This window comes from Streptomyces sp. NPDC029836 (assembly GCF_055574495.1).
The window spans coordinates 87,696-110,830 of the sequence record NZ_JBVHZI010000011.1; the positions used below are offsets into that span (position 1 = coordinate 87,696).

Annotated in this window: 26 protein-coding genes and 1 pseudogene; 14 read left to right on the top strand and 13 right to left on the bottom strand. The window is 71.2% G+C overall.

Going from position 1 to position 23,135, the window contains the following annotated elements:
- Window positions 1-235 precede the first annotated feature (235 nt).
- From ACZ4XJ_RS27705 to ACZ4XJ_RS27735, 7 genes are all read left to right on the top strand, one after another.
- On the top strand, window positions 236-538 hold the full coding sequence (locus ACZ4XJ_RS27705; RefSeq protein ID WP_468497793.1) for a hypothetical protein: 303 nt from the start codon (window positions 236-238) through the stop codon (window positions 536-538).
- A gap of 123 nt (window positions 539-661) precedes the next feature.
- Window positions 662-1,156, top strand: a complete 495-nt coding sequence (locus tag ACZ4XJ_RS27710) for a hypothetical protein (protein ID WP_362882012.1) — start codon at window positions 662-664, stop codon at window positions 1,154-1,156.
- 69 nt (window positions 1,157-1,225) lie between these two features.
- The gene (gene mscL / locus ACZ4XJ_RS27715; protein ID WP_362882014.1) at window positions 1,226-1,669 is read left to right on the top strand and encodes a large conductance mechanosensitive channel protein MscL; all 444 of its coding nucleotides are present in this window, start codon (window positions 1,226-1,228) and stop codon (window positions 1,667-1,669) included.
- Between the two features lie 237 nt (window positions 1,670-1,906).
- Window positions 1,907-2,380 (top strand): hemerythrin domain-containing protein, encoded by a 474-nt coding sequence (locus ACZ4XJ_RS27720; protein ID WP_362882016.1) that lies wholly within the window; start codon window positions 1,907-1,909, stop codon window positions 2,378-2,380.
- A 174-nt stretch (window positions 2,381-2,554) separates the two neighbouring features.
- Window positions 2,555-3,181: a flavodoxin family protein gene (locus ACZ4XJ_RS27725; RefSeq protein WP_362882017.1), complete on the top strand. Its 627-nt coding sequence runs from the start codon at window positions 2,555-2,557 to the stop codon at window positions 3,179-3,181.
- An 86-nt stretch (window positions 3,182-3,267) separates the two neighbouring features.
- Entirely contained in the window at window positions 3,268-4,164 is an 897-nt protein-coding gene (locus ACZ4XJ_RS27730; protein ID WP_468497794.1) for an SDR family oxidoreductase, read from the top strand.
- Between the two features lie 87 nt (window positions 4,165-4,251).
- Complete coding sequence (locus ACZ4XJ_RS27735; protein ID WP_468497795.1) at window positions 4,252-4,572, top strand: plasmid stabilization protein; 321 nt, start codon at window positions 4,252-4,254, stop codon at window positions 4,570-4,572.
- A 241-nt stretch (window positions 4,573-4,813) separates the two neighbouring features.
- Here ACZ4XJ_RS27735 and ACZ4XJ_RS27740 read toward each other — a convergent pair whose 3' ends face one another.
- The 3 genes from ACZ4XJ_RS27740 to ACZ4XJ_RS27750 all read right to left on the bottom strand — a co-directional run bounded on the left by ACZ4XJ_RS27740 (window position 4,814) and on the right by ACZ4XJ_RS27750 (window position 5,614).
- Window positions 4,814-5,155 (bottom strand): STAS domain-containing protein, encoded by a 342-nt coding sequence (locus ACZ4XJ_RS27740; RefSeq protein ID WP_468497796.1) that lies wholly within the window; start codon window positions 5,153-5,155, stop codon window positions 4,814-4,816.
- Between the two features lie 83 nt (window positions 5,156-5,238).
- On the bottom strand, window positions 5,239-5,412 hold the full coding sequence (locus ACZ4XJ_RS27745; RefSeq protein ID WP_468497797.1) for a hypothetical protein: 174 nt from the start codon (window positions 5,410-5,412) through the stop codon (window positions 5,239-5,241).
- A gap of 28 nt (window positions 5,413-5,440) precedes the next feature.
- A complete protein-coding gene (locus tag ACZ4XJ_RS27750) occupies window positions 5,441-5,614 on the bottom strand; it encodes a CsbD family protein (protein WP_468497798.1) in 174 nt (57 codons plus the stop codon).
- A gap of 209 nt (window positions 5,615-5,823) precedes the next feature.
- On the opposite strand from ACZ4XJ_RS27750, the gene ACZ4XJ_RS27755 reads away from it, so the two are divergent.
- On the top strand, window positions 5,824-5,985 hold the full coding sequence (locus tag ACZ4XJ_RS27755; RefSeq protein ID WP_053676175.1) for a hypothetical protein: 162 nt from the start codon (window positions 5,824-5,826) through the stop codon (window positions 5,983-5,985).
- Window positions 5,986-6,807: 822 nt separating this feature from the next.
- Here the strand turns inward: ACZ4XJ_RS27755 and ACZ4XJ_RS27760 are convergent.
- The 3 genes from ACZ4XJ_RS27760 to ACZ4XJ_RS27770 form a co-directional block, all read right to left on the bottom strand.
- A complete protein-coding gene (locus ACZ4XJ_RS27760; protein WP_362882025.1) occupies window positions 6,808-7,257 on the bottom strand; it encodes a spore-associated protein in 450 nt (149 codons plus the stop codon).
- A 552-nt stretch (window positions 7,258-7,809) separates the two neighbouring features.
- Complete coding sequence (locus tag ACZ4XJ_RS27765) at window positions 7,810-8,283, bottom strand: hypothetical protein (protein ID WP_362882027.1); 474 nt, start codon at window positions 8,281-8,283, stop codon at window positions 7,810-7,812.
- 198 nt (window positions 8,284-8,481) lie between these two features.
- The gene (locus ACZ4XJ_RS27770) at window positions 8,482-9,267 is read right to left on the bottom strand and encodes a sulfite exporter TauE/SafE family protein (RefSeq protein ID WP_362882029.1); all 786 of its coding nucleotides are present in this window, start codon (window positions 9,265-9,267) and stop codon (window positions 8,482-8,484) included.
- 283 nt (window positions 9,268-9,550) lie between these two features.
- Here ACZ4XJ_RS27770 and ACZ4XJ_RS27775 point away from each other — a divergent pair, with 283 nt between their 5' ends.
- Window positions 9,551-10,393 carry a MerR family transcriptional regulator gene (locus ACZ4XJ_RS27775; RefSeq protein ID WP_468497799.1) on the top strand — a complete coding sequence of 281 codons (843 nt, stop codon included), beginning with the start codon at window positions 9,551-9,553 and terminating at the stop codon, window positions 10,391-10,393.
- Window positions 10,394-10,720: 327 nt separating this feature from the next.
- Here ACZ4XJ_RS27775 and ACZ4XJ_RS27780 read toward each other — a convergent pair whose 3' ends face one another.
- Entirely contained in the window at window positions 10,721-11,989 is a 1,269-nt protein-coding gene (locus ACZ4XJ_RS27780) for a DUF6357 family protein (RefSeq protein WP_362882032.1), read from the bottom strand.
- A gap of 126 nt (window positions 11,990-12,115) precedes the next feature.
- Window positions 12,116-12,769 (bottom strand): hypothetical protein, encoded by a 654-nt coding sequence (locus tag ACZ4XJ_RS27785; protein ID WP_468497800.1) that lies wholly within the window; start codon window positions 12,767-12,769, stop codon window positions 12,116-12,118.
- Between the two features lie 506 nt (window positions 12,770-13,275).
- Between ACZ4XJ_RS27785 and ACZ4XJ_RS27790 the strand changes: the two genes are divergently transcribed.
- Together ACZ4XJ_RS27790 and ACZ4XJ_RS27795 are read left to right on the top strand one after the other, a co-directional pair.
- Window positions 13,276-13,962, top strand: coding sequence for an ABC transporter ATP-binding protein (locus ACZ4XJ_RS27790; RefSeq protein ID WP_468497801.1), 687 nt, complete (start codon window positions 13,276-13,278; stop codon window positions 13,960-13,962).
- Complete coding sequence (locus ACZ4XJ_RS27795) at window positions 13,959-16,142, top strand: hypothetical protein (protein WP_468497802.1); 2,184 nt, start codon at window positions 13,959-13,961, stop codon at window positions 16,140-16,142. The genes ACZ4XJ_RS27790 and ACZ4XJ_RS27795 overlap by 4 nt, the downstream gene beginning before the upstream one ends.
- Before the next feature lie 196 nt (window positions 16,143-16,338).
- Here the strand turns inward: ACZ4XJ_RS27795 and ACZ4XJ_RS27800 are convergent, their stop codons facing one another.
- Window positions 16,339-16,866, bottom strand: coding sequence for a hypothetical protein (locus ACZ4XJ_RS27800; protein ID WP_468497803.1), 528 nt, complete (start codon window positions 16,864-16,866; stop codon window positions 16,339-16,341).
- A 202-nt stretch (window positions 16,867-17,068) separates the two neighbouring features.
- Here ACZ4XJ_RS27800 and ACZ4XJ_RS27805 point away from each other — a divergent pair, with 202 nt between their 5' ends.
- Together ACZ4XJ_RS27805 and ACZ4XJ_RS27810 are read left to right on the top strand one after the other, a co-directional pair.
- The gene (locus ACZ4XJ_RS27805) at window positions 17,069-18,046 is read left to right on the top strand and encodes a DUF1648 domain-containing protein (RefSeq protein ID WP_468497804.1); all 978 of its coding nucleotides are present in this window, start codon (window positions 17,069-17,071) and stop codon (window positions 18,044-18,046) included.
- 281 nt (window positions 18,047-18,327) lie between these two features.
- Window positions 18,328-18,858: a hypothetical protein gene (locus tag ACZ4XJ_RS27810; RefSeq protein ID WP_362882042.1), complete on the top strand. Its 531-nt coding sequence runs from the start codon at window positions 18,328-18,330 to the stop codon at window positions 18,856-18,858.
- Between the two features lie 16 nt (window positions 18,859-18,874).
- On the opposite strand, the gene ACZ4XJ_RS27815 is transcribed toward ACZ4XJ_RS27810, so the two are convergent.
- A complete protein-coding gene (locus tag ACZ4XJ_RS27815) occupies window positions 18,875-19,321 on the bottom strand; it encodes a hypothetical protein (RefSeq protein ID WP_468497805.1) in 447 nt (148 codons plus the stop codon).
- A 392-nt stretch (window positions 19,322-19,713) separates the two neighbouring features.
- Between ACZ4XJ_RS27815 and ACZ4XJ_RS27820 the strand changes: the two are divergent.
- Window positions 19,714-20,136, top strand: a pseudogene (locus tag ACZ4XJ_RS27820) (glutaredoxin domain-containing protein); the annotation flags it as partial.
- A gap of 161 nt (window positions 20,137-20,297) precedes the next feature.
- Here the strand turns inward: ACZ4XJ_RS27820 and ACZ4XJ_RS27825 are convergent.
- From ACZ4XJ_RS27825 to ACZ4XJ_RS27835, 3 genes are all read right to left on the bottom strand, one after another.
- The gene (locus ACZ4XJ_RS27825; RefSeq protein ID WP_362882046.1) at window positions 20,298-21,062 is read right to left on the bottom strand and encodes an SDR family NAD(P)-dependent oxidoreductase; all 765 of its coding nucleotides are present in this window, start codon (window positions 21,060-21,062) and stop codon (window positions 20,298-20,300) included.
- Between the two features lie 45 nt (window positions 21,063-21,107).
- Entirely contained in the window at window positions 21,108-22,472 is a 1,365-nt protein-coding gene (locus tag ACZ4XJ_RS27830) for an MFS transporter (protein ID WP_468497806.1), read from the bottom strand.
- A gap of 71 nt (window positions 22,473-22,543) precedes the next feature.
- On the bottom strand, window positions 22,544-23,128 hold the full coding sequence (locus tag ACZ4XJ_RS27835; protein WP_362882048.1) for a TetR/AcrR family transcriptional regulator: 585 nt from the start codon (window positions 23,126-23,128) through the stop codon (window positions 22,544-22,546).
- Between the last annotated feature and the right edge of the window lie 7 nt (window positions 23,129-23,135).

Sequence of the window (23,135 nt, forward strand, 5' to 3'; positions counted from 1 at the left end):
ATCGGCCAAGACGACGAAGCCGGCCGACGAGCACTTCGGCGGGAAGACCTGATCGCCTCAGCTCTCCAGCAAGGCTGGATCCTCGCCGTCGTCAAGGTCGCCGTCGACCGGTCAGGTGCCGCCGTCACCCGGCGCGTGACCAGCACCTGGCCCGGCTGAACCGTCCAAGGGCGGCGCCTGCCTCGCCTTGAGGACTGGCGCCGCCCAGCCCCTGTGGAACACGATGGAGGAAGCCGTGGCCACTCACCACGGGCTGCATGCCCTCATCGCCGCCGCTCTCGCCGCCGCCGTGCTGCTCGCCCGCCGGCGAGCCACCCGCGCGGTACGTGACACCCACGGCGCGAGCGCCGCCAGAGCCCCCTGGCGCCGCACGACTCCCCGACCCGACAGCGCGGACACCGCCCACGCTCGCGTGGCCGAACTGCACATCTCGTTCCTGGACCCGACCCTGCGGGAAACCGACGCCCATCTTGAGCAGTACTGGAACAAGCTCACCTCGCTGTACGCGCACCGCGACGGCGAACGCCGTCACGGGTAGGAACCGGGCGTCGCCCCGCGGCACGGTCAACCCGTACGGGTCCGACATCTCATCGGCGACGGGCGCTCCGCGGGCTGACACCCGGGGCGGGTATCGCACGCCGCGCTGGGCACACGAGACCCCATGCACGGACAACACGCGCGCCCCACGAGCACGGTGTTCGGCCCGGCCCCCACGGCCCCGACACCGCCCCCGCCCCCGCCACGCGGGCAAGTCGGCGCCAAGCACTCCCGCCGAGTCGGTTTCACCAGCCGCCTGCGCCGCCGGCTCCTCGCGTACCGGGCGATCGACTTCCTCTCCACTCACATCCCGGAGCACTCCGGGCCGGGCGAGGAATGCCTGCTCCTCGTCCACGTCCGCCAAGTCGTCGGCCAAGTCCATTACCGGGCCTGCTCCGACTGCGCCCGGGGTGTCATCACCGCCCTCGTCATCGACGAGCGTTTCCGCAGCTCGGGGCTGGCCAACCGGGCGCTTTCGCACCTGCGCTCCCGCCACCCGGGCCTCTCCTGGTGCAGCACCCTGGACCTGCGGACCACTCGGGACCTCCTGCGCCGGATGAGCATTCCCACCGTCCCCGCGGCCCCCCACTGTTCCCACGCCTTCCCGGCCGCTGCCTGACCCTTGTCAGCCCCCGGCAGCGCGCAGCGCGTTCCGTCCGTCGACATCGAAACCTCAAGGAGTGAGAAGGTGAAGGGCTTCCGCAGCTTCATCCTGCGCGGCAACGTGGTCGACCTGGCCGTGGGCATCGTCATCGGGGCAGCGTTCACCGCCGTGGTGAACGGCTTCGTCGGCGCCTTCCTGACACCGCTGGTCGGCCTGGCCACCGGCGTCACCGGCGACATGAACCGCAAGACGTTCACCGTGGGCGCCACCCAGTTCCCCTACGGCGCCTTCATCAACGCGGCGATCAGCTTCGTGCTCCTGGCCGCCGCCCTGTACTTCCTCGTCGTGCTGCCCATCAACAAGCTGCACGAGCGCCTCGCCCCGCACCATGACGTCCAGGCCCCCAAGCGGGACTGCCCCGAATGCCTCACCCCCGTCCCGGCGCAGGCCCGGCGCTGCGCGTCCTGCACCGTCCCCCTGCCCGCCGTACCCGCCCAGGCCGGAGCGATCACCCAGCGTGCCGGATAACCGCCTCCACGAAGGGAGGCGGACCGGCTGACGGTGTCACGTACGGCGGGCAGGAGGCGGACGGCGATGGCCATGGCGGGGTCGGGCAATCCCGATGAGGCGCGCTCAATCGTGCACCGCCTGTCCTTCGCCCTTCCGGGTTATCCGCAGCCTCCTCGTGGCTACTTCGGGAGCGTTCGGGGCACACGGGTGCGGGGTGACGCACGTCGCCCCGCACCAGCGGCGTGAGGAAGTGCCATGGACGGAATCGTGTTGCTCAAAGAGGACCACAAGACGGTGGAGAAGCTGTTCAAGGCGTTCGAGAAGGCCGGGGACACGGCACACGGCGAGAAGCGCAAGATCGTGGACCAGGTGATCGAGGAGCTCACCACCCACACCTGGATCGAGGAGAAGATCTTCTACCCGGCCGCCCGTGAGGCCGCGCCCGACACCAAGGACCACGTTCTCGAAAGCGTCGAGGAACACCACGTCGTCCTGTGGATGCTGTCCGAGCTCAAGGGACTCGACGCGGCGGACGAGCGGTTCGACGCCAAGATGTCCGTCCTCATGGAGAACGTCCGTCACCACGTCGAGGAAGAAGAGAAGGAGTGGTTCCCCGACGTCCGCAAGGCCATGGGCCGCAACCGCCTGACCGAACTCGGCGAGGAGATGGAGACGGCCAAGAAGACCGCCCCCACCGACCCCCTCGCCGTCCCCAGCGCGGACCAGTAGGCCCGGCCCCGGCCGACGAGCACCGGCGCTCCTCCCGCATCCGCGACGGAGCGACCGGGGCCGTGGTCGGTCGAGAGCGTGAGCTCTCGGCCAGATGGCCCGTACTGGGCTCCGGCCGGCCCGTACTGGGGCGAAAAGTGGGATACCAGACCAGATGCCGGGTAGCGGGACCGCATGGACACCACCGAAACCACCCCGTTGCGCGCCGTCGCGCTGGTCTGCACGCTTTCCCCTTCGCCGAAGCCGTCCAGCTCACAGCTGCTGGCCGAGCAGACGATGGCCGCCCTCGCCGAGCACGGCGTCACCGGCAAGGTCATCCGGATCGCCGACCATGACGTGAAGCCCGGCGTGGAGACCGACATGGGGGACGGTGATGCCTGGCCGGAGATCCGCGACACGATCCTGGGCTGCGACATCCTGCTCCTGTCGACCCCGATCTGGCTCGGACATCCTGCCAGCACCTGCCAGCTCGTCCTGGAACGCCTGAACGCGGAGATCTCGGAGAGCGACGACGAAGGCCGGATGCTGACCTACGGCAAGGCCGCCGCGGTGTGCGTCGTCGGCAATGAGGACGGTGCCCACCACGTCAGCGCCGAACTCTTCCAGGGCCTGAACGACTGCGGCTTCTCGATGGCGCCGAACGCCGTCACCTACTGGGTCGGCGAAGCCATGCAGGGGACCGACTACCAGGACCTCGACAAGACGCCGGAGAAGACCGCCGCGACCACCAAGACCCTCGCCGCGAACACCGCGCACCTCGCTCGCCGCCTGAAGGCCGCGGCCTACCCGCCGTCATCCTGACGGCAGCCGCACCCGAACCGGCCAGGACCGACCTGACCTGACCCGACCCGACCCGACCCGACCCGACAAGGACGGTGCACCCCCCGATGTCCACCTCCCCCGACGCTCAGCGCCTCGCCGATCCGGTGCACCTGTACCCCAGGCCGCCGTTCCCCGACCAGAACCAGGACCATCCCGGCTCGACCGAGGCCATGGACCCGCGCCCCGACCACGGCGAGGACTCCTACCGAGGTCATGACCTACTGGCCGGCCGCAAGGCGCTCGTGACCGGTGGGGACTCGGGCATCGGCAGGGCCGTCTGCCTCGCCTTCGCCCGGGAAGGAGCCGACGTCGTCTTCACCCACCTGCCCGAGGAGGCGAAGGAGGCGGAGGAGACCGCACGGCTCGTCCGTGAGGCGGGCCGCACCGCGGTTTCGGTCGTCTGCGACATCCGCGACGAGGCCCAGTGCACCTCCCTGGTCGAGCGAACGGTGCGCGAGCTGGGCGGACTGGACCTGCTGGTCAACAACGCGGCCTACCAGATGTCGCAGCCGGACGGGATCGAGGCGATCACCACCGAGCAGTTCGACCGGGTCATGAAGACCAACCTCTACGGCATGTTCTGGCTCACCCGGGCGGCGCTGGCCCACCTTCCGAGCGGCGGTTCGGTCATCAACACGGCTTCCGTGCAGGGCTACCAGCCCAGTCCCCACCTGCTCGACTACGCCATGACGAAATCCGCGATCATCTCCTTCACCCACGGCTTGGCCCAGATGCTGGCCGAGCGCGGCATCCGGGTCAACGCCGTCGCACCCGGCCCGGTCTGGACCCCGTTGATCCCCGCGACCATGCCCGACGCAACGAAGTTCGGCCAGCAGTCGCCGCTCGGGCGGCCCGCGCAGCCTGTGGAGATGGCGCCCGCGTACGTCTTCCTCGCCTCGCCGGCGGCCAGCTTCATCACCGGTGAGATCGTCAACGCCACCGGCGGGAACCCCCTTCCCTGACCGGCGGTGTGGGGGCCGTCCGGATGCGCGCCGGGCCGGATGCGCACACGATGGCCTGGCCCCCTCCCCCATCAGAAAGGGCAGCTCATGCCTCGCGGATCGAGTGCCAAGCGTGAACGGCAGTACGAACACATCAAGGAGTCCGGCGAGGAGCGCGGCATGTCCGACTCCCGCGCGAAGGAGATGGCCTCCCGCACCGTGAACAAGGAACGCGCCCGTTCCGGGGAGAGCAAGACCACCGGCCGCAGCTCCACCCCGAGCAAGTCCGCCTCCCAGCGCGGCGGCCAGAAGTCGGCCGGCTCCTCGGAGCGGACCAAGGACGACCTGTACCAGGAGGCGAAGAAGCGCGGCATCGAAGGCCGTTCCACGATGACCAAGCAACAGCTCAAGAACGCCCTCGAACACTGAGCGGTCTCCCCGGGCCCGCACGCCCCAGCGGCCGACAGCGCCGCCCGTACCGTGGCGTGCGGGAAGGGACCATCGCGATCGACGTGGACGACACGACGAACCCGAGCAGGTCTTCGACGGACTCCTTCATCGACTCGACGAGCAGGCTGGGTGACGACGTCACTGGGCGGGACGCCAGAATCCGGTGTTCGGTATCGCCACCAGTAGAGGCGGGAGCGATCCGCCGGGCGGGCGCGCAGCTCTACAGGGAACGTACGGCTTCCACGCCGCCCACGAGGGTGAACAGGGATGCGACCCCGGTCAGGTCGAAGAGCCGTTCCAGCCGGGAGGGAACCGGTCCGGCGAGGACCAGGCGGCCGCTCCGGCATGTCCTGAGCAGCACGTAGAGGACCGAGGAATCGGCGAACGTGACCGTCGAGACGTCCAGGACGAGGCGGCGTACCCCCGGGTCGTCGAGGGCCTCGTGGGCGGCCACGTCCAGCGGCCGCACCGTGTCGGCGTCGAACTCGCCGACGCAGACGATGACCCGAACACCGTATGCGTCCGGCAGCACCGCACCGACGTCGGCGTCCTCACCGGTCACTCCTCGACATACGACGAAATTGGTCCAAACCAATCACCACCCTGCCCGCCCTTCCCCCGAACACAACCATCCGCTCATCAAGATCACACCAACCCGACTCCGCCGTCGGTGCCGTGGTGCCGGGCGAGCCGGTCGCAGGCCCGGCAGTCGGTGTAGGGGAGGACGGCGTCGCCGGGGCCGGGGCGGAAAACGGTCTCCGCGCGTTCGGGGTCGGGCGGGCGTACGTGGGGCCCCCGACCGATGGTCGGGGGCCCCACGTACGCCCGGCGTGGCCGGAATATGACGTCAGCGCTTGAAGGCGTCCTTCACGTTCTCCTTGGCCTGGCGGGCGTCGCCCTTGGCCTGGTCGGCACGGCCTTCGGCGGTGAGGCGCTCGTTGCCGACGACGCGGCCGGCGGCCTCCTTGACCTTGCCCTTGGCCTGCTCGGTCTTCGCCTGGGTCTTCTCGTCAGCCGACACAACCATCACTCCTCGCCATAGGAACTCGCCTTGCCTCAACTCGCCTGTCCCCGAGCGGAGACTTGAAACGGGAGAGCCACGGATCCTTTGGGCGAGGGAACCGCGCGGGCAGCGAATTCCATTGCCCGCCTGCACCGATAAGAAGAAAGTAAGTTCCGCACGCATGGTCTGGCAGGTGCCGGACAGAAGGCGTCTCGGAGGTAATAACTATGGTTCCCCTGCTTCTCGTTCTTCTGCTCGCCCTGATTCTCTTCGGTGCCGGATTCGCGGTGAAGATCCTCTGGTGGGTCGCCATCGCCGTCCTGGTGCTGTGGCTGGTCGGCTTCGTCGCCCGCCCCAAGGGAGGTAGCGGCCGCTGGTACCGCTGGTAGACGGGCTGAGCGGCGCGTCATGGTGGGTCCCTCCCTCGGGAGGGACCCACAGTTATGTCCGGATCTCGCCCGTCAAAGCCAGGATTTTCGGGGCATCCGAACCATGGCAGGGGTGGTTGCCGCGACGCGGTCGGGAACCGGCTACCTCCAACGGAGCGGCAGCCACCCCCGCTCCCCCGATCCGCAAGGATCGAATTCGGGGAGAACGGGAGAACCTCTGCCGGGGCAGTCGAGGTTTCGACGGTGCCACGTTCCAGCGCCGCGACGCGCCGAGTCCGGCCTCGTCGCCGCGCATCAGGATGTCCGTGCCGCCCCCTCGCCCGGATGGGTCGGATCACCGGCCGCGAGGCGGACCTGCCGCCAGGCCGTGGTCGCCAGGTAGGTCCCGTACCCGCCTCAGACGTGAGGGACCGGCCCCCATCGAACACCATCGGGGGCTGCAGCAGATCTGCTCAGGGGTGTAGTCGCATACCAGCGTGGTGTCGTCACGCCAGAACGCCGGTTCGCAGTCCCGTTGGTGGTTCTCGCCCAGTCCCTGGACCAGGCACACAGAGAAGATCAGAGCAACCCACGGGATGTCGCACATCCCCGGGCTTCCCCGGGGCGGTTGCGGCCGAGCGCCGACCGGACGGCCGCGCACCCGAGGGAGGAGGCCGGACGCGCCCTCGCCCCGGCAGACTCGGCGAGTCTGCCGGGGCGAGCCGGACCACGGGGGTTCCCGTGCGGTCGTCGGGTGGTAGGTCATGCCCCCGACGACCGCGCGACCGCGCTACCGCACGACGGCACGTCGGCACAGAACGTCGCGGTCAGGAGGAGCTCGGGTCAGCGGACCTCGGTGACCCGGTGCTCCTTGCGCGCGCCACAGTTGGAGTTGTACACCTGCACGTGCACGTTGCTGATGCCCCCGCCCCAGTCCACGCAGTGGCCCTTGCCGTACACGTAGGCCGGGCCCGCGTACGACGTGTACCGGCCGTAGTCCTCGCCTCGCGCCGAGGTCGCGTTGACTTCGATCCACAGGGCCATGTCCACGGCCGCACCCGGGTTGTTGCGGATGGTCGCGACACAGTTCTTGCCGGTCGAGGCGTTGTACGTCAGGTAGACGGTGCCCAGCGAGCCGATGGCAGCCGAGTTCACGGTCTTGTAGGCGCTCCCGCAGACCTTCTGCGGCGTGGTGTTGGGCGCGGCGCTGGCGGGCGCCGCCAGCGCGGTCGTGGCCCCGAGGGCCAGGGCGGCGAATGCGGTGGTGGTCACGACGGGACGGGTGAATTTCATGTTTCCCCCTGGTGGTGGTCATGGGAGTTGGTCGCTCCTGCATGCTGGGACATGCGGGACGGCGCAACGGTTGCGCATCGTTCGCAAAAGATGCGACCGCGCCGCCGACCGCCGCACGTGGGGAGCCGCACCCGCTCGGCGAGCGGCTCCCGCGACGGTGGCGTGCAGCCGCTCGTCCGCGACCGCCCTCACCTGCAACACCTGCCGGGCTGGCACGCTCTCACCCCCAGGAGTAGCACCCGGTTGCTCCTTGTCGGGGCGATGGCGATCGAACGCTGCCGTACCGGCCGAGAGCTCCGCCGTCCGGCATGGGGACGACGCATCCGCGTCCGGGCTGTCCGCCAGTCGTGTCAGCGTTGCGCCGACGTGCTCCAGGAGGCGTGCGTACGGGGCCAAGCCGGTGATGCCGGGAGCCGGCACATGGGGGGATGGGCTCGCCGGCCGTCGGAAGCAGGAGGAGGTCGCGGACCTCCGTGCACTTCTGCGCGGTGACCGTCGCGGCCGGGAACTTCCGAACATCGCCCGGTCGCGGATCCTGGCCGTCCGGACCCGTCAGGTCGCCGCCGGCTCCGGCCGGCACAGACGGCGTCGTAGCACCCCGGTGAACGGGGCCGTGGCTGCGGACCCCAGCGCGAGGCCGCCGCCGGTGAAGATGGCGGCGTTGATCCAGCTCGGCACCTGTTCGGTGGCGTCGGGGTCCCCCGGGTACTTCTCGCAGACGACCGACACCGGGAGCACCGACCGGGTGACGAGCCGGCTCTCGGGCGTCGACGGGTCCCGAAACATCCGGCTCACCTGGCTGTTGCAGACCGCCCAAGGATCGGGGGGGTTGAACCCGGTCATGTGCCCGGACACGAACGCGAGCCCCGCGCAGAACAGCGCGGCGACGGCGACCTGCGTGAACACCCAGGCGTGCAGGACAGGTGCGGCCGAGCGCAGCCGCACGGCCGTGGCGGCGTGGATGGCGAGCGATATCAGGGAGCCGAATCCTGCCAGCGCCAGCGTCAGCGCAATGATGATGATCACGAGCAACAGGGACGCGGGATCGCCCTGCTGCGGTTTCCGACCTGTCCGTCGGTCGACGCGCCCTGGGTTCTGTCTCGTCGGTCCGCGCCGGGCCGGGATGAGGACGTCGGCGAGGCGGAGTGCGGCCCGGTAGGCGATTGGCGAGCGTGTCGGTTCGTATGGCCGGGCCGCCCCATTTGCTTGAGGACGACGTACAGGTCAGGTGAGGGACTGGACGGCGTACAGCGTGCCGATGCCGGCGGCCAGGAGACCGAGGAGGTAGCGCAGGAAGCGCTCGGGGAGGTGGGGTTGGAGGTGGGCCCCGAGGTAGCCGCCGGCGAGGCCGCCGATGCCGCAGGCAATGCCGAGGGGCCAGTTCGGGGCGATGGATCCCTCGGTGGTGAGGGAGAGCAGTGCGTAGGTGCCGGCGCCGACGACCGAGGTGACGAAGGTCGAGGCGAGGGCGGCGGGCGCGACCTGGGCGACGGGTAGTCCGCGGCCGGCGAGGACGGGGCCCAGCAGGGAGCCACCGCCGATGCCGTAGATCCCGCCGACGGTCCCGACCGCCAGCGAGAGGGCCGCGGTTGCCCGCTCCGACAGGGGCCGGGCCGCCCGGGCGGGTGGTGCCGGGCGCAGGGTGCGCCAGCACAGCCAGAGACCGAGCGGCAGCAGGAGCAGGGCGATGAAGGCCCGGAACACGGCGGGGCCGGGGACGGCGAACACCCGGATCAGCGCGCCGAGGATGACGCCGGGGACGGTGCCGACCAGCAGGAGACGGGTCAGCGGGCCGCCGAGCCGGCCGCCGCGGGCGTGCCGGATCAGCGCTCCGGGCCCGGCGACCACGTTGTAGAGCAGGTTGGTGGGCGTCACCGCCGGGGAGGGGACGCCGAGGAAGCTGACCTGGACGGGCAGCAGGAACACCGCGCCCGACACGCCCGCCGGGGCCGTCACCACGGAGATCACGAGCCCGGCGGCACATCCCAGCAGCGCGGACGACCAGTTCACCGCTTCCCCCTCCGGCAGATCATCGGGACAGCAACGCTATCGGGTGATCGGGGCGGCGAGTTCGGCCAGGAGGGTGCGTACCCGGCGTTCGATCTCGTCGGGGGTCGGGTGAAAGGTGGCTGATGCAGGGGGTGGCGCGGGTGGCCGCCGCCCGTCGCTCTTCGGCGAACCGCGCCGTGGGGACCGCCTTTGGGTGGCGGCGGTTCAGGCGGGCGATGTTGTTGCACCTGTCGTAGCGGCATGTGATGTGGTCGAGGTACTCCCGCTCGAAAGGCTCCGTCCGATGCACCCCTTCATCGCGCCTCCCCGTCAGGTCAAGATCGGTGATGCGGCCGCGTTCGCCGACACCACCCCACGTGCCATCCGCCATTACCACGAGATCGGCCTGCTGCCGGAGCCGGAGCGAGGCGGGGACGGCCGCCGCCGCTACGGCTACGACGACATGATCCGCCTGCTGTGGATCCGCAAGATGGCAGCGGTCGGCATCAGCCTGGACGACATGCGGGCCGCCTTCGACGAAGCGCGGGACATCGAGGAGATCCTGAACAGGCTGGAGGAAACCTTGGCGGCGCGAGAGGCCGAAATCAAACGCCGGCGCGCGGCTGTCCAGCGGCTGCTGGCGGCGGGCAGCCCACTGGGACTGCTCTCCGAACTGGTCACGAACCGGCTCGGCCACCTGCCCCCGGGCGCACTGCGCCCCTCCGACCTGGAAGTCTTGCTGCTCACGGAACGGGTCTTCGGTCCGCTGGGCGCCGCCGTCCAAGCCGGCGTGTTCATCGTGCTGGCCACCCACCCCGATCTGAGGGCCGAGGACGACCGTCTCGACGCCGCCGAGGCCGCCCTCGACGACGGCGTCGATCCCGACGACCCACGCGTCGAAGAAGTCGCGGTACGGCGATGCGCCCATCACATGGCCTTGGAGCGGGCCGGCGAGGCAGCTGGGCTGGATGCGGAAGAGGAGCAGCTATTCGAGATCTACGACGCCGACCTGAAGGGGGAGGAGGACAAACGGATGAGCGTCTGCGAAGCGATCACCAAAATGCCCTACGACTTCTCCCCCGCCCGGATGCGCTGTGTGGAACTCACGGCACAACTCCTCGCGGACGCCCTCTCGGCGGACTGTTGACGGAGACGAGGGTGCGCCGGAGCAGCGGCGCCCGGGCGCTCACCCTCCGGCCTTCACGGGCACGGCGGGAATCTCCAGCAGCGCGGACGGCTTGGCCAGGGCCTCGGGCAGCGCCCAGTAGTACACCCGTCGTAGCAGTGCTCGGCCCGCGGCCAGTCCTCCTCGTCGGCAGCACGTTCCTGCTCACCGAAGAGCGGACGGAACTCTTCGAGACCGGGCAGCGCGTCGACTCGGCGTGCATCCACGGCATATCGACGCCGGTCACGGCCGGCCGGGCAATCTCCTGGTGCGGTCCTTCCGACGGCGCGTGCGCGGGCTTCCGCTGGGCTACCGGGCGGTGCGCCGGCGGCGGGCGCGCTCGAACTCGGCGACGTCCGACATCCAGGGACCGTGCTGTTCGAGTGCGGCGCAGCCGCCGCGGGCGAAGGCGCTCACCAGGTTCCGGTAGCCGCCGATCCCGTCGACCAGGGTGTACTCGACCCGGTACTCCGGATCCGACGTGCCGTCGCCTTCGCGCAGCGTGGTGATCCGGGCGAGGGAGTCCGCGTAGAAGTGGAGCTGGATCCCTTCGCCCCTCTCCTCGTCCTCGATGGTGAACACCTCGTTGTCCGCGGCGGAGCGATCGCCGACGAACTCCCAGAACTCCGCGGCGGCACTGCGGGGCCCGTCCCGTCGCCACTTCTTCTCGACGCCCTTGTCGTCGGTGAACGACAGGGCCGTCTTTCTCGCGCTCCCGACGGAGTCGGCGTGGTGGTGGCCGGCCGCGCGCTCGTCGTCGTCCTCCATGGGTGTGTTCCTGGAGCGGTCCGCGGCCTCCGAGCACATCAGGAAGCTCACGGTACGCACCGCGTCATCGGCGAGTTCGGGGTGTGCACGGCGCACGGCCGCTTGGACCGTCGTCTCCATGTGCGCCCAGTCGCGCTTGTCCGTGGCGCGTTTTCCCCGTCGCGGATCGCGACCGATCCGCAGGCCGGCGCACGCCCGCTCCGCAGTGGCAATCACCCTCATGACCTCGGGCAGCAGCGCCGGATCGACGGCAGCGGGCAGTCGCCTCGGAACCGTCGCGCCGTGCGCGTACTGGCCCGTGTACCTCAGGATCGCGGCGTCGAGTGGACCGAGTACGGTTCCGCGCTCGGCACGCCGGCGGTCCGCGTGGTACTCCTGAGCGCGCTTCCCGTTCGACGTCTCGGTCGCCGCGCGCATCGCCGCGCACACCTGACCGCGCTCCAGGAGAGCGATGTCGGCCCCGTGGGCGACGAGCCGGCTCCTGTCCCAAGGGATGCGCTGGAAGAGCGCGTCGACGTCGGCGGGCGCGGCAAGGAGGATCGGGTCCAGGAGCGCGACGGCAGCGTTCTCGTCGAGCCGGCCCCGGGTTCCGGCGGCGTCGCACAGCGGGAGGACAGCACTCCACAGCAGTAGGTGTCTGGCCAAGTCCTCCCGGATCACCGCGAGATGGGCTTCGCTGATCGGGAACGTGAACGTGCGTGGCTCGTGGTTGGCGTCGGCCCCGGCGCCGAGCGTCAACTTCAGCTCGCCGTCCTCGCGGACCACGTTCGGGATCCAGCCGCTCCGCCGCGTGAAAACGATGTCCTTCACGGGCTCAGGCTCCCCCGACACGGCGACGGCCGGCATCACGGCGATGGCGCGGCCCCGTCCCGCAGCCTCTGCTCACGCAGTACACGCTGCTCACGCAGTTCACACAGCTCATGCAGTACACGCTGCTCACGACCATCGTGCGCATTCGGCGTCGAGGCGTGCGTCGGTGCGCACCCAGACTTCGCCCTCGGCGGCCTCGGCCGGGGCGTCGACCCGTTCGACACCGAGGAACTCGATCAACTTGAGCAGTACGGCTCGGTCGGCTCGGTCGTCGTCGACACCGCGCGAGTCGAAGAAGACGTAGTACTGGTCGCTCGGGTCCACGTAGCCCGAATCCGCCCAGATCCGGGCGACTTCTTCGATCGCCGCTGCTTCCGTCGTGATCGTGGCGGCGCGGGCGGCGCCGCGCACCTCCGGTGACGCGTCGAGGTCGGCGAGGTCGGAGAACCACTGGCCGAAGCGGTCGAGGCCGGCGTAGCCGTTCTCGAAGAACAGCATCGCGCTCGGAAGGTAGCGGTTGCCCCTGTCGACCTGGAGGTGTTCCGACCGGGGCGGGCCGGCGTCCTTGATCCGGGAGATCAGGCCTTGCCCGGGCATGAGGACCAGCCTCTGCCCCGACGGTTCGTCGCTGATGGTGTAGGCGTCGGCGTCCCGACCACGGAAGAACGCGGAGAAGGCTACGTAGGCTTCTTGAGGGTCGCCCACGGAGACCTGTTCGTCGTTGCCATCACCGACGGCGAAGACGAACTGTTTCGGTCCGGGTTTGTAGGGGCGAGCCATGTGCGTCCTTCGTTCACGTGCGATAGCTCCACCAGCGTAGTCGCACGAGAGCGGACGCCGGCCGGCCGTCATCGCCGACGAACGGGCGGCGGAACCGGCAGGTGGGCCGGCCCCCGCACCCCGTCGGCCTGCGCACCCCGCCGGCCGTCGCGGCCGTGGGGCCCGCCTCGTAGGGGTGGCAACACCGCGGGAGGAGGACCTGTCCCGCATGGAATCCCTGGTCAGAAAGGCGGCTCGCCGTACCTGTGGGGCTGATCCCCACTACCGTGACCAGGGGCCGGGAGGAATTGTCGTCCACCGTCGGAGGGGGACCTGCGAGCAGACCGCCAACCATCGGACGGACAGGTTCTACCGTCGCCAGGCGCATCGGATACGTGCTGACGCGCCGGACGCTCGGTCGAGCTGGGGGTACCGCTGCTGCTTCCGTCCCGTCCCGTGGCGGCGGAGCCCGAGCGGCTCGATGAATCCCCCGTCGCGGGTCCCTTTCGTGTGTGCAAGGAGCAACCGTGCCCTCATCCACCTCCACCATCCCGGCCCTTTCGGCTCGGGAGTTGCGCTACCAGGTCGCCGGTCGGACCCTCCTCGACGGCCTCTCCCTCGATGTCGCTCACGGTACGAGTGTGGCCGTGACCGGGCCCAGTGGGTGCGGCAAGTCCACCCTGTTGAACTGTGTTGCCGGCATCACCCTTCCCACCGGCGGGAAGGTCGTCATAGCGGGACACGACGTCACCGCGGCCTCGTCCTCCCGGCGTGCCGCTCTGCGGCTGGCGCACGTCGGGATGGTCTACCAGTTCGGCGAGTTACTGCCCGAACTGACGGCGTTGGAGAACGTGGCCCTGCCCGCTCTCATGTCGTCAGCGCCGCCCCGGGAGGTGTATGCGCGTGCCGAGTCGCTGCTCGGCGAGCTCGGCCTCGCCGGCCTCAGGGGTTCGCCCACCGCCACGCTCTCCGGTGGTGAGCGGCAGCGGCTGGCCGTGGCCAGGGCGCTCATCGGCTCTCCGAGTCTGGTCCTGGCCGACGAGCCGACCGGGTCCTTGGACGGCAAGGCCGCCGATGCGGTCGCCGAGCTCCTCTTCGCCGTACCCGCGGAGCGGCCGTGCGCGCTGGTGGTCGTGACCCATTCCCCGTCGGTAGCCGAACGCGCTGACGTGGTACTGGAGTTGGCCGGCGGCAAGTTGGAAGGTGCCCGGTGAGGTCCACGGCTGGATCCGGCACGCGTCTGTTGTGGTCCCTGGGCTTCCGCATGGCCCGTACCCGCGGCGGATCGCCGCATCGGGCAGCGCTCCTCATGGCCGCGCTGCTCGCGCTGACGACGGTGTGGGCCGTGGTGGCCGCGCACACCGTTCACGACCGGCGGGACGCCCGCATGACCGCCCGCAACCCGGTGCCCGTGGCGGCCGCCGAAGCCCGGGCCCGCTGGTGGGAGCGGCCCGACGAGGTGGGGGAGCGTGCCGTCTCCGTGGTGTACGTCAGACCGCTCGGGTCCGCGATCGCGCCTCCGCCCGGCCTCCCGCGCTGGCCCCGGCCTGGGGAGGCCTACCTGTCGCCCGCCCTCGCCGAGGTGGCTCCCGGCCGGTACGGGCAGCTCGCGGGCATGATCGCGCCCGCGGGTCTCGCGGACGGCGTCGAACTGGTGGCGTACGTCAACCCGCCCCAAGGCGGCTTCTTCGACGAGGTCGACGAACCCACTTCCTTCATCGGTGGGTTCGGTGCCCGTCAACACGGCTCGTTCTTCGTCGCCTCCCACCAGTTCGACCGGGGGATCGCCGAGCTCGACCTGATCGTGGCACTGGTCGCGGGCCTGCCGGTGATGGCGCTCGTGTTGGTCGCCGCCCGCAGCCGCTCAGAAGTACGGGAGCGGCGGCTGCTGCTCCTCGACGCTCTCGGCGTCCCGGTACGGGGCAGGGCCGTGGTGGTGGCGGCGGAAGCGGCCCGGCCGCTCGGCTACGGGATCCTGGCCGCCTGCGTACTGGCGGCGACCGTGTCGGTGACGTCCCTGACGCTGCCGTTCACCGGCTACCGCGTGTGGGCCGAGGACCTTCGGGCGGCGCTCGGATGGCTTCCGGTGTGCGCGCCGGGGACGTTCCTCGTACTGCTCGCGCTGAGTGTGGCCGGCTGCCTCGTGCGCCGTCGGCGTACGGGGTCAACGCCGGCCCGTTCGGGCCCGGCGACCGGTGGCCGGTGGCCGGGTGTGGTGTTCGTGGGCGCCGTCGCGGTGGCCGCGTGGGGGTCGGAGCACCGCGGGACGGTGGGGAAGGTCGGCTTCGCGGTCGGGGCCATGGCCGCGCTGATCGTCCTTCCCTACGCGACGGCTCGCCTGGCCCGGGTCATCGGTGCCCGGCTGGCCCGTAGTGGTGGCCGACGCGGGGACCCGGCGATGATCGTCGCGGGCCGATGGCTCGCCGCCCGGCCTCAGGCCCTGGCCCGACTCAGTGCCGCGCTCGTCGTCGGACTCGGGATCGTGGTCATCGGACAGGTGATCACCACTCAGTTCGCCGGCCCCGCCGAGGCGGCCCGGGCCCGCTTCCACGCCGGGGACGGCATGCTGGTCCAGGTCAGGTCCCGCAACGTCCCCGCCACCGCCGAAGGGTTCGTCGCGGCCGTCGGCGCCGAGCGGGTGGTGCGCTACTCCCCCGAGCCCGCCCGTCAGGGACTGCGGCTCACCGGCACCTGCGGCGCGCTGGCCGCGTTCGGAGCCATGATCCGGTGCCCCGTCGAACCCGTGAGCGTGGAGGGAGTGTTCACCGGCCTGTCCCCGCTGGGGCGGGAGGTGTTCGGTACGACGGAGATGCTGCCCGGCCCGCCGGTCACGGTGTGCGCGTGCGCCGCCCCCGCCGAAGGGGACAGAACACTGTTCGGATTCCTGGTCGTCAACCGTGACGGAACCTCAGGGGTGGAGGCGATCGAGCAGGCCGGCTACCGGCATCTGATCGGGCCGATGACCGCGCGGCCGGGGCAGTCCTGGTATCTGGGCTCGGCCGCCCAGGCGGCCCAGGTGCGATGGCTGCTGGACTTCGCGCCCCTCGGCATCGCCGCCCTGGCCGCGGCGGGCGCCCTCGGCGCCGCCGGAGTGTTCATCGAACAGTCCCAGGCCCTCGGCCCGTTGGCCGTCCACCAGACCGGGCAGGGCTTCTACCGGCGGATCGCCCTGTACAACCTCGCCCTGCCCCTGGGCGCCGTCGGAGCGGTCGGATCGGGCGTGGCAGCCCTGCTGGGCTCCTTGATGATCAACCTGGGCAAGGGCGGCTGGATGTCCACCGCCCTGCTCGGTACGGGTGTCGCCGTGGTCGCCGTATGCGGTGTGGTGGTGGCCTGGTCCTGCGGACGCACCGCCTCCGCACATGCCGCCGCCTGGGCACCACGAGCCGACTGAGCGTCCCGGGTGAACGGCCCGAACCCCCGCGCCGGTGCGCCGTCCTGAGGCGGCTGCCGGCGCGTGTGCGTCGGATCGTACGGGAAGCCTTCTCACCGACCGCAGCGCCGGCCGATCCCGCCCTCCCGTCGGGGCTGCGGGCACGGAGGTGTGCGGAGGCGTGGACCCTGTTCAGGGCGCTGCGTCGCCCGACTCCTCAGCGAGTCGATCCGTGGAGCTCCGTCCGCCAAGGCTCGCAGCCCTGGATGTCGTCCGGGCAGCCCTGCACGTCCGGTGGTGCGAGGGTGCTGAGGTTCCACACGATGACGCCGCTCGGTGGAGGATCGGTTTCGATCGAAGGGACCTCGGCCACGAAGGGCTGTCCTGCGGGTACGTTCAACCGTACGGCTTGACTGCCTCCGCAGCGGACTTCGAAAGTCCGTGTGGTCCCGCCGCGTGTGAGCGTCAGGTTGATGGTCGGCACGCTGTTGCTGTCGCAGACCATGTCGAAGCGGTAGGGCTTCTCACCAGGGGTATCGAGGGTTTGGTCAACCCCGGAAACGACGAACTTGGACGCCTCGGCAATGAGGGTGGTGTCGGCGTCATCGGCGTCCAACGCTCGTTGGACCCGTTGGAGTGCGTCATCGGGTTCCCACTCCCCGGTCCGGCTGCTGCCGTCCTGGGTGCAGGCTGCGGCGAGGGCGGCTGTGGCGAGCAGAACAGCAAGGGCACGGGTTGGCCGCATGGCAGCATTCTAAGAGGACGGGGGGCGCGCGACGTTGCCGTGGGCCCGGCGGTCCCGGTCTGCGAGGACACCGTCACCAGCCGGTGCTTCCGTCTTCGGGCAACGGTGCGACGGGGCAACGCCGGGCGGGCTGTTGGGGAGTCCATGCCGCGCACCTCGGGTACAGCAGGAACGATCTCATTGACGTGATCAGGGGGTTTTCGTGACTGACCGTACGAAGCGGACGAGGGGCACGCGGTGGGGAGCGGCGGCCTGGGTGGTGGGCGTGCCGGCCGTGTTGGCGGGGCTTCCGCCGGCCGCGAGCAGCCGGCTGCCGGAGCGCCTCGCCACCCACTGGGACGGCGAGGCTCCCGACGGATCGATGCCCCTGTGGGCGGCTGCCGTGTTCCCCACGCTGGTCTGGGCGGTTCTGGCGCTCTCCATGGCCCTGGTCGGCCGGCGTGGAGGTGCGCCCGCGGCGGCGTGGGTCGGGGTGTCCCTGCTGTCCGGGGGCGTGTCTCTGGCGGGCGCCCAGGCTTCGATCGTCCGCGCCAATCTGGACCGGGCCGATTGGCGGGATGCCGGTTCGGTGGGCACGGGGATGGCCGTCACGGCGGTGGTCGCCGTCGCCGCCGGCGTGTTGGGATGGTGGGCCGGCCGGCGCGTGGCACTCCCGGTCCACGCCGAACAGGGCGTGAGCGGCGAAGTCATGGAGGTCCCGGAGGGTGCGCGCCGCGTCTGGCTCTCCCGTACCGCGAACCCCTGGCTGCAGCTGACAGCGGCTCTTACCGGCCTCGTGGCCGCGGCCGCCCTACTCGCGGGCGCGGGTGGCCTCATCGGCCTGCGGTGGGCGCTCATCGCCCCGTTCGCGATCACCTCGGTTCTCGCGTTGTCGTGCGCCTCGGTACAGGCGCGGGTGACGGAGTCCGGGCTGGAGGTGGCCTTCGGTCCGCTCGGCCGGCCGGTACGGCGCTGGGCGGCGCAGGACATCGTTTCGGCGCGTGCCGAGAAGCGGACCCCGGCGCAGGTCGGCGGTTGGGGCTACCGGCTCAGCGGCCTGGGCACCACCGTGATGCTCCGGGCCGGCGAGTGCCTGGTCATCCGTCCGACCAAGGGCACGGAGTTCGCCGTGAGCGTCGATGACGCGGAGACCGGCGCCGCGCTGCTCAACGCCCTTTCGGCCCGCCACGCCGGTCGATAGATCAAGCCGCCGTTCTGGCGAACCCGTGCCCGTCTACAGGCGGTCGGGGGCCCTGGTAGAAGATCACTTCGGGGCTGGGGGCTGGGGGCTCGGGGGCTCAGGGCTCAGGGTCGGGGCTCGGGTCGCAGCGGGGATGGGGGCTCGGGGCCTGTCCCATGAGGTGACGGGTGCTGGGCGGGCTGTGTGACACTCCCTCTGAATGATCACTCGGGGGGAGTTCCGCGTTGAACGCGTTGTTGAAGAGGGTATGGATCGGGCTGGCCACGACCTTGATCGTGGGGATGGCCGCCGTACTCCTGCCGAACCAGGTCCAGATCAACGATGACGGGCGGGTCCACCTGGGCGCGCCCGTGCCCACGCCGTCCCCGTCCGTTGAGGCGCCCGTACCGGAGTCCACGTCACCGCCCCTGACCCGGGACGCCGTGGACGAGGTGATGCGAACCGCGATCAGCGCGGCGGGCCTCGACCCGGCGCAGGGTCGCCCGACCGTCGCGGCCGACGCCGCCGCGAACAGGACGGGCTGGATGGCCGCCCGCGAAATGGCCACCGTGCAGGCGGAGATGAATGCGATCTGCGCCGACCTGGAACGCCAGGGCTGGACGCTGAACCCGAACGGCGACCGCCCGAACCCCTCCGATTCCCGCAGCTACCGGCGCGGGGGTTGGTACCTGCTGGTGCACACGCGCGGGAAGGCCCAGGCGCCGTCCACCACCTCCGCCTTGACCGACTCGCAGACCTACCTGACCCTGACCGGGCTCCAGCTGGACCTCTCCACCATCCCCCTCCCCGCGGTCACCGTCCGCGTCGGATGACCTTCTCGGAGCGGGACTACCGACTGCGACGGGGCTCGCCGCACGAGAGGCTGTCCGCGGTGGGGTAACGGGCGCGCACAGGGGCCGGGGCGCGCGGGCTCGTCACCCCCGCCGCGACGCGGCGGGTGTGCGCCCTGATCAAGGGCTGCGTTCGCGGCGCCTCCCACAGCCCTTTCGTCCTGGTCCTGGTCAGGAGATCGCGTCGGGTGCGGCCCGGATCAGTGTCAGCGGGACCGAGGAGGGCGGCAACGGCGACGAGGGTCTCGTGCGCGTTGTCGGGGAGCCGGCCGAGGTTCGGGCAGGCGTTCAGGGCGTCCACGACGCCCGCGCCCAAGTGGTCGGTGGAGGTGACGGCTGCGGCGGCCCGCGTCAGGTGGTCGGCCGCTTCGGGAGGGAACGCGGTGTCGTGACGGTCTGCGGCCTGTTGGATCAGCCCGCGGAGGGAAGCGAAGGTGTCCGCCATCGCGTTCACCTGGGCGAACAGGGCGGAGGCGACGACGGCAGCCTGCTGCGGGGTGTAGACGGCCCGGTCGGCTTGCGTGGCGTCACGGAGGCCCTCGGCTGCTTCCGGTCCGACGAGGGCGAGGGCGATCGTGGTCGTGGTCGCGGGCTCCGGGCTGTGGTCTCCCGTGAAGAGCCGGATGCCGTCGCAGGCGTCCCCGACGGCTCCCCGGTCGTCGGGCTCCTCGTATTCCTTCCAGAGCGTGCGTCACGGCTCGGTGCCGGTCACGGATCCATCTCCTCGTGCCGGCGGCGGCGTAGGTCTCGCGTGCGCGGCCTACGGCACTCACGACCGGCCGGCGCGGTCCCACGCTGTGTCCAGTCGCTCACGGTCGATCGGTAGCATGCGGCACCATGATGCGCGCTTGGGTCCTGCCGATACTGCTCGTGCTCTGCGGCGCGGCCGTCGCGGCCGGTCAGGTCCTCCGGGGGAGCCTCGGCCCGGCCGCAGCGCTCCTGCCGGCATTCCTGGCGCTCGCCGCCGTGACCTCACCCCTGCTGTTCCCGAGGTCGATCGGTGCGCGGGAGGCACAACGCCGCAGCGCGGTCGACGGTCGACCGGTCGTCTTCTGGCGGCCGGGTTGCACGTTCTGCATACGCATGCGCATCCGGTTGGGCCGCAGCGCCCGCCAGTTGCACTGGGTCAACATCTGGCGCGACCCGGCAGGAGCCGCGGCGGTGAGGGCGGCCAACGACGGCGACGAGACCGTGCCGACCGTCTTCGTGGCGGGCCGACCCCACACCAACCCCGATCCCGCATGGGTGCGCGAACAACTCCCCCGTCGGCGTGATCGGAGGACGCGTCCCACGGAGGACACCCGCGGACACAAGAGGATGGGGGCCACGGGGCATGCTCAGGGCCCTCCTCGACTTGGTCGCGGGTGTGTCAGCCGTTGCGCCGGCCGTCGGCGGCGGTGTGCGGCACGGCAAGGCCTCGGTCAGGCGGAGATGCCGCCGTCGATGACCAGGTCGGTGCCGACGACCGAAGCGGCGTCCGGCGAGGCCAGGTACAGCACGGCTGCCGCGACCTCCGCGGTGGAGGAGACCCGACCCAGAGGCACCTCACGCTTCATCCGGGCGGCCCGGTCGGCGTCGGTCTCCCCGGGCCGGAGCGACATGGTGGTGGCGGCCGGGCCGGGGCTGACCGCGTTGATGCGGATGCCGTCGGCGACGTGGTCCAGGGCGGCGGCCCGGGTCAGGGCGGTGACGGCCGCCTTGGTGGCGATGTAGCCGGCCACGCCCGGGATGCGGGTGTGCGTACCGAGGTTGGAGGAGATGTTGACGATCACGCCCCCGGTGGGCTGGTCGCGCATCCGGGCGACTTCGGCCTGGAGGCTCAGCAGGACACCGGTGACGTTGATGTCGAGCAGGGTGCGCCAATCCTCCTCGGGGAGATCGGCGATGGGTGCGCCGCCCCGGAAGACACCCGCGTTGTTGACGGCGACGTCCAGGCTGCCGAAGTGTTCGACGGTGCGTCGGACCAGGGCCCTGACCTCATCGGAGCGGGTCACGTCCGCGGTGACGGCGGCTGCCGTGCCGCCCTCCTTCTCGATCAGGGCGACCGTCTCGTCGAGCGGGGCGGCCGTACGTCCGGCCGCCACCACGGCGGCCCCCTCGGCGGCGAAAGCGAGGGCGATGGCCCGGCCGATGCCGGAGCCCGCGCCGGTGACGAGGACGGTCTTACCGGTGAAGCGTGCGTTCATGGTGATGACTCCCTTGGTTGGTACGCGGTTGCGCGGTTGCGCGGGTTACTTGGTGCGGGTGCTGAGGAGAGCGGCGGCGGCGAGCGTGGCTGCCGTCGCGGCGAGTGAGGTGGCGTCGGAGCCGAGGGTGAGCAGGGCGGCGAGTACGACGGTCGGGCCCAGTTCCATCGCGGTGTTCATGACGCCGCCCGCGAGCCCGGTCCGGTGCGGCTCCACCCCGTCGGTCGCCAGGACGGCGGCCCCGGCGAACGCGGCGGCCGCTCCGGCCGGCAGCAGGAGTAGGCCGGGGAGCAGCCCGTACGCGTACGGAGCGTGCGGGGTCAAGCCGGTGAGGGCGAGCAGCGCGAGGCCCGTCGCGGCGATCGCGAGCCCGGAGGCGGTGACGGCCGGCGCCCCGTACCGGGCGATGAGCGGGCCCGCCGCGCGCCCGGAGACGAGCAGGGCCACCGCGAACGGGACGAAGGCGGCGGAGGTCTGCAACGCCGACCAGCCGCGGTCCTGCTGGAGTTGGAGGGAGAGCAGGACGAACGTCATGGCCGTCCCGGCGGCGGTCAGGCCGATGGCGGCGAGCGCGAGCCCCCGGCGGCGGTCCCGGAGGAAGCCGAGCGGGAGCAGCGGGTCCGGGGCGCGGCGCTCGGCGAGCAGGAACCCGATGAGGAGCGCGGCTCCGGTGAGGAGGGGGATCAGGACCGCGGCGGACCCCCAGGGGTGGGCGTCGGTGAGGACGAGGCCGTAGCCGGCCAGCGTGATGCCGGTGGTGGCGAGCAGCGCACCCGGCAGGTCGAGGGAACGGCCCGTGCCGGCCGGGGTCGCGGGCAGCAGCCTCGGGGCGAGAACGAGCGCGAAGGCGGCCACCGCCACCGGGAAGGCCAGGGTCAGGCGCCAGGGCGCGAGCGCCGAGATGACCCCGGAGAGCAGGTTCCCCGCGGTCGCGCCGAGGACCGACAGCCCGCCCCAGGTGGCCATCGCCTTTCCGTACGCGGCGGATCGGGGGAAGACCGCGCGCAGGACGGCCATGGCGGCGGGTGCGGTGAGCGCGGCGCCGGCCCCTTGCGCGAAGCGGGCGGTGAGCAGTGTCTGCGGTCCCGGGGCGAGCAGCGCGGCGAGGGACGCCGCGGCGAACACGAGCAGCCCGGCGCGGAGGGCGCGACGCCCGCCGAGACGGTCGGCGACGCGGCCGCCGAAGAGCAGCAGCCCGGAGAAGGTCAGTCCGTAGGCGGCGCTGAGGAGGATCAAGTCGTCCCGGTCGAGGCCGTATTGGCGACCGATCCGGGGCAGGGGCACGACGAGCGCGGTGAGCGTGAAGATCAACGACGTCTGCACGATGCCGAGCAGCGCGAAGGCGGGGCCGGGCGCGGGGCCTCTGGCGGCGGCTTCGATCGTGGTGTCACGGCCCTGCGTGGTGGTCACTTCTCCCCCTATATTTGACTGAACGTTCCATAATTCGGTCATGACGAAGCACCCCTCCCCAGGGGTGACGTTCAGTCCAGCAGCCCCAACGCCTGCTCGGCGGCGTCCCGCACCCGACCCGGGTCGCTCGACGCCTTGCCGACCACGCGCAGGCCTTGCATCAGCACGAGGAGCATCCGCGCGAGCGCGCGCGGATCGCGGTCCTCGGGCAACTCGCCCTGCGCGCGGGCCCGTACCAGCGCCGAGTGCAGCAGGGTCTCGACGTGGTCCCAGCTCGACTCGACCCGGCGGGCCGCCGCCGCGTCGTGCGCGCCGAGCTCGGCGGCCGCATTGGTGACGAAGCACCCCTTCAACCGCCGGTCGTCGGCGTTCGCCTCGGCGGCGAAGCGCCGCACCAGCGTACGTACGGCGGGCAGCGCGGGACCCGGCTGGGACAGTTCGCCCAGCAGGGTCGCGTCACGGTTCTCGTTGTACCGGTCCAACGCCTTGAGGTACAGCTCGTGCTTGTTGCCGAAGGTGGCGTAGATGCTGGCGCGCCCGATGCCGAGGTGCTCGACGAGGTCCGCCATCGAGGTCGCCTCGTAGCCGCGCCGCCAGAACAGCTCCAGGGCTGCTTGCAGCGCGGTTTCCGGGTCGAATTCCTTGGTTCTGGCCACGCTCGAA

Coding starts and splice junctions, on each gene's coding strand:
- ACZ4XJ_RS27785 (WP_468497800.1), bottom strand. CDS start 12,769: ATGGCTCGCCCCTACAAACCCGGACCGAAACAGTTCGTCTTCGCCGTC.
- ACZ4XJ_RS27755 (WP_053676175.1), top strand. CDS start 5,824: ATGGTTCCCCTGCTTCTCGTTCTTCTGCTCGCCCTGATTCTCTTCGGT.
- ACZ4XJ_RS27775 (WP_468497799.1), top strand. CDS start 9,551: ATGCACCCCTTCATCGCGCCTCCCCGTCAGGTCAAGATCGGTGATGCG.
- ACZ4XJ_RS27800 (WP_468497803.1), bottom strand. CDS start 16,866: ATGCGGCCAACCCGTGCCCTTGCTGTTCTGCTCGCCACAGCCGCCCTC.
- ACZ4XJ_RS27720 (WP_362882016.1), top strand. CDS start 1,907: ATGGACGGAATCGTGTTGCTCAAAGAGGACCACAAGACGGTGGAGAAG.
- ACZ4XJ_RS27710 (WP_362882012.1), top strand. CDS start 662: ATGCACGGACAACACGCGCGCCCCACGAGCACGGTGTTCGGCCCGGCC.
- ACZ4XJ_RS27810 (WP_362882042.1), top strand. CDS start 18,328: ATGGCCGCCGTACTCCTGCCGAACCAGGTCCAGATCAACGATGACGGG.
- ACZ4XJ_RS27760 (WP_362882025.1), bottom strand. CDS start 7,257: ATGAAATTCACCCGTCCCGTCGTGACCACCACCGCATTCGCCGCCCTG.
- ACZ4XJ_RS27730 (WP_468497794.1), top strand. CDS start 3,268: ATGTCCACCTCCCCCGACGCTCAGCGCCTCGCCGATCCGGTGCACCTG.
- ACZ4XJ_RS27725 (WP_362882017.1), top strand. CDS start 2,555: ATGGACACCACCGAAACCACCCCGTTGCGCGCCGTCGCGCTGGTCTGC.
- ACZ4XJ_RS27735 (WP_468497795.1), top strand. CDS start 4,252: ATGCCTCGCGGATCGAGTGCCAAGCGTGAACGGCAGTACGAACACATC.
- ACZ4XJ_RS27825 (WP_362882046.1), bottom strand. CDS start 21,062: ATGAACGCACGCTTCACCGGTAAGACCGTCCTCGTCACCGGCGCGGGC.
- ACZ4XJ_RS27815 (WP_468497805.1), bottom strand. CDS start 19,321: ATGGCGGACACCTTCGCTTCCCTCCGCGGGCTGATCCAACAGGCCGCA.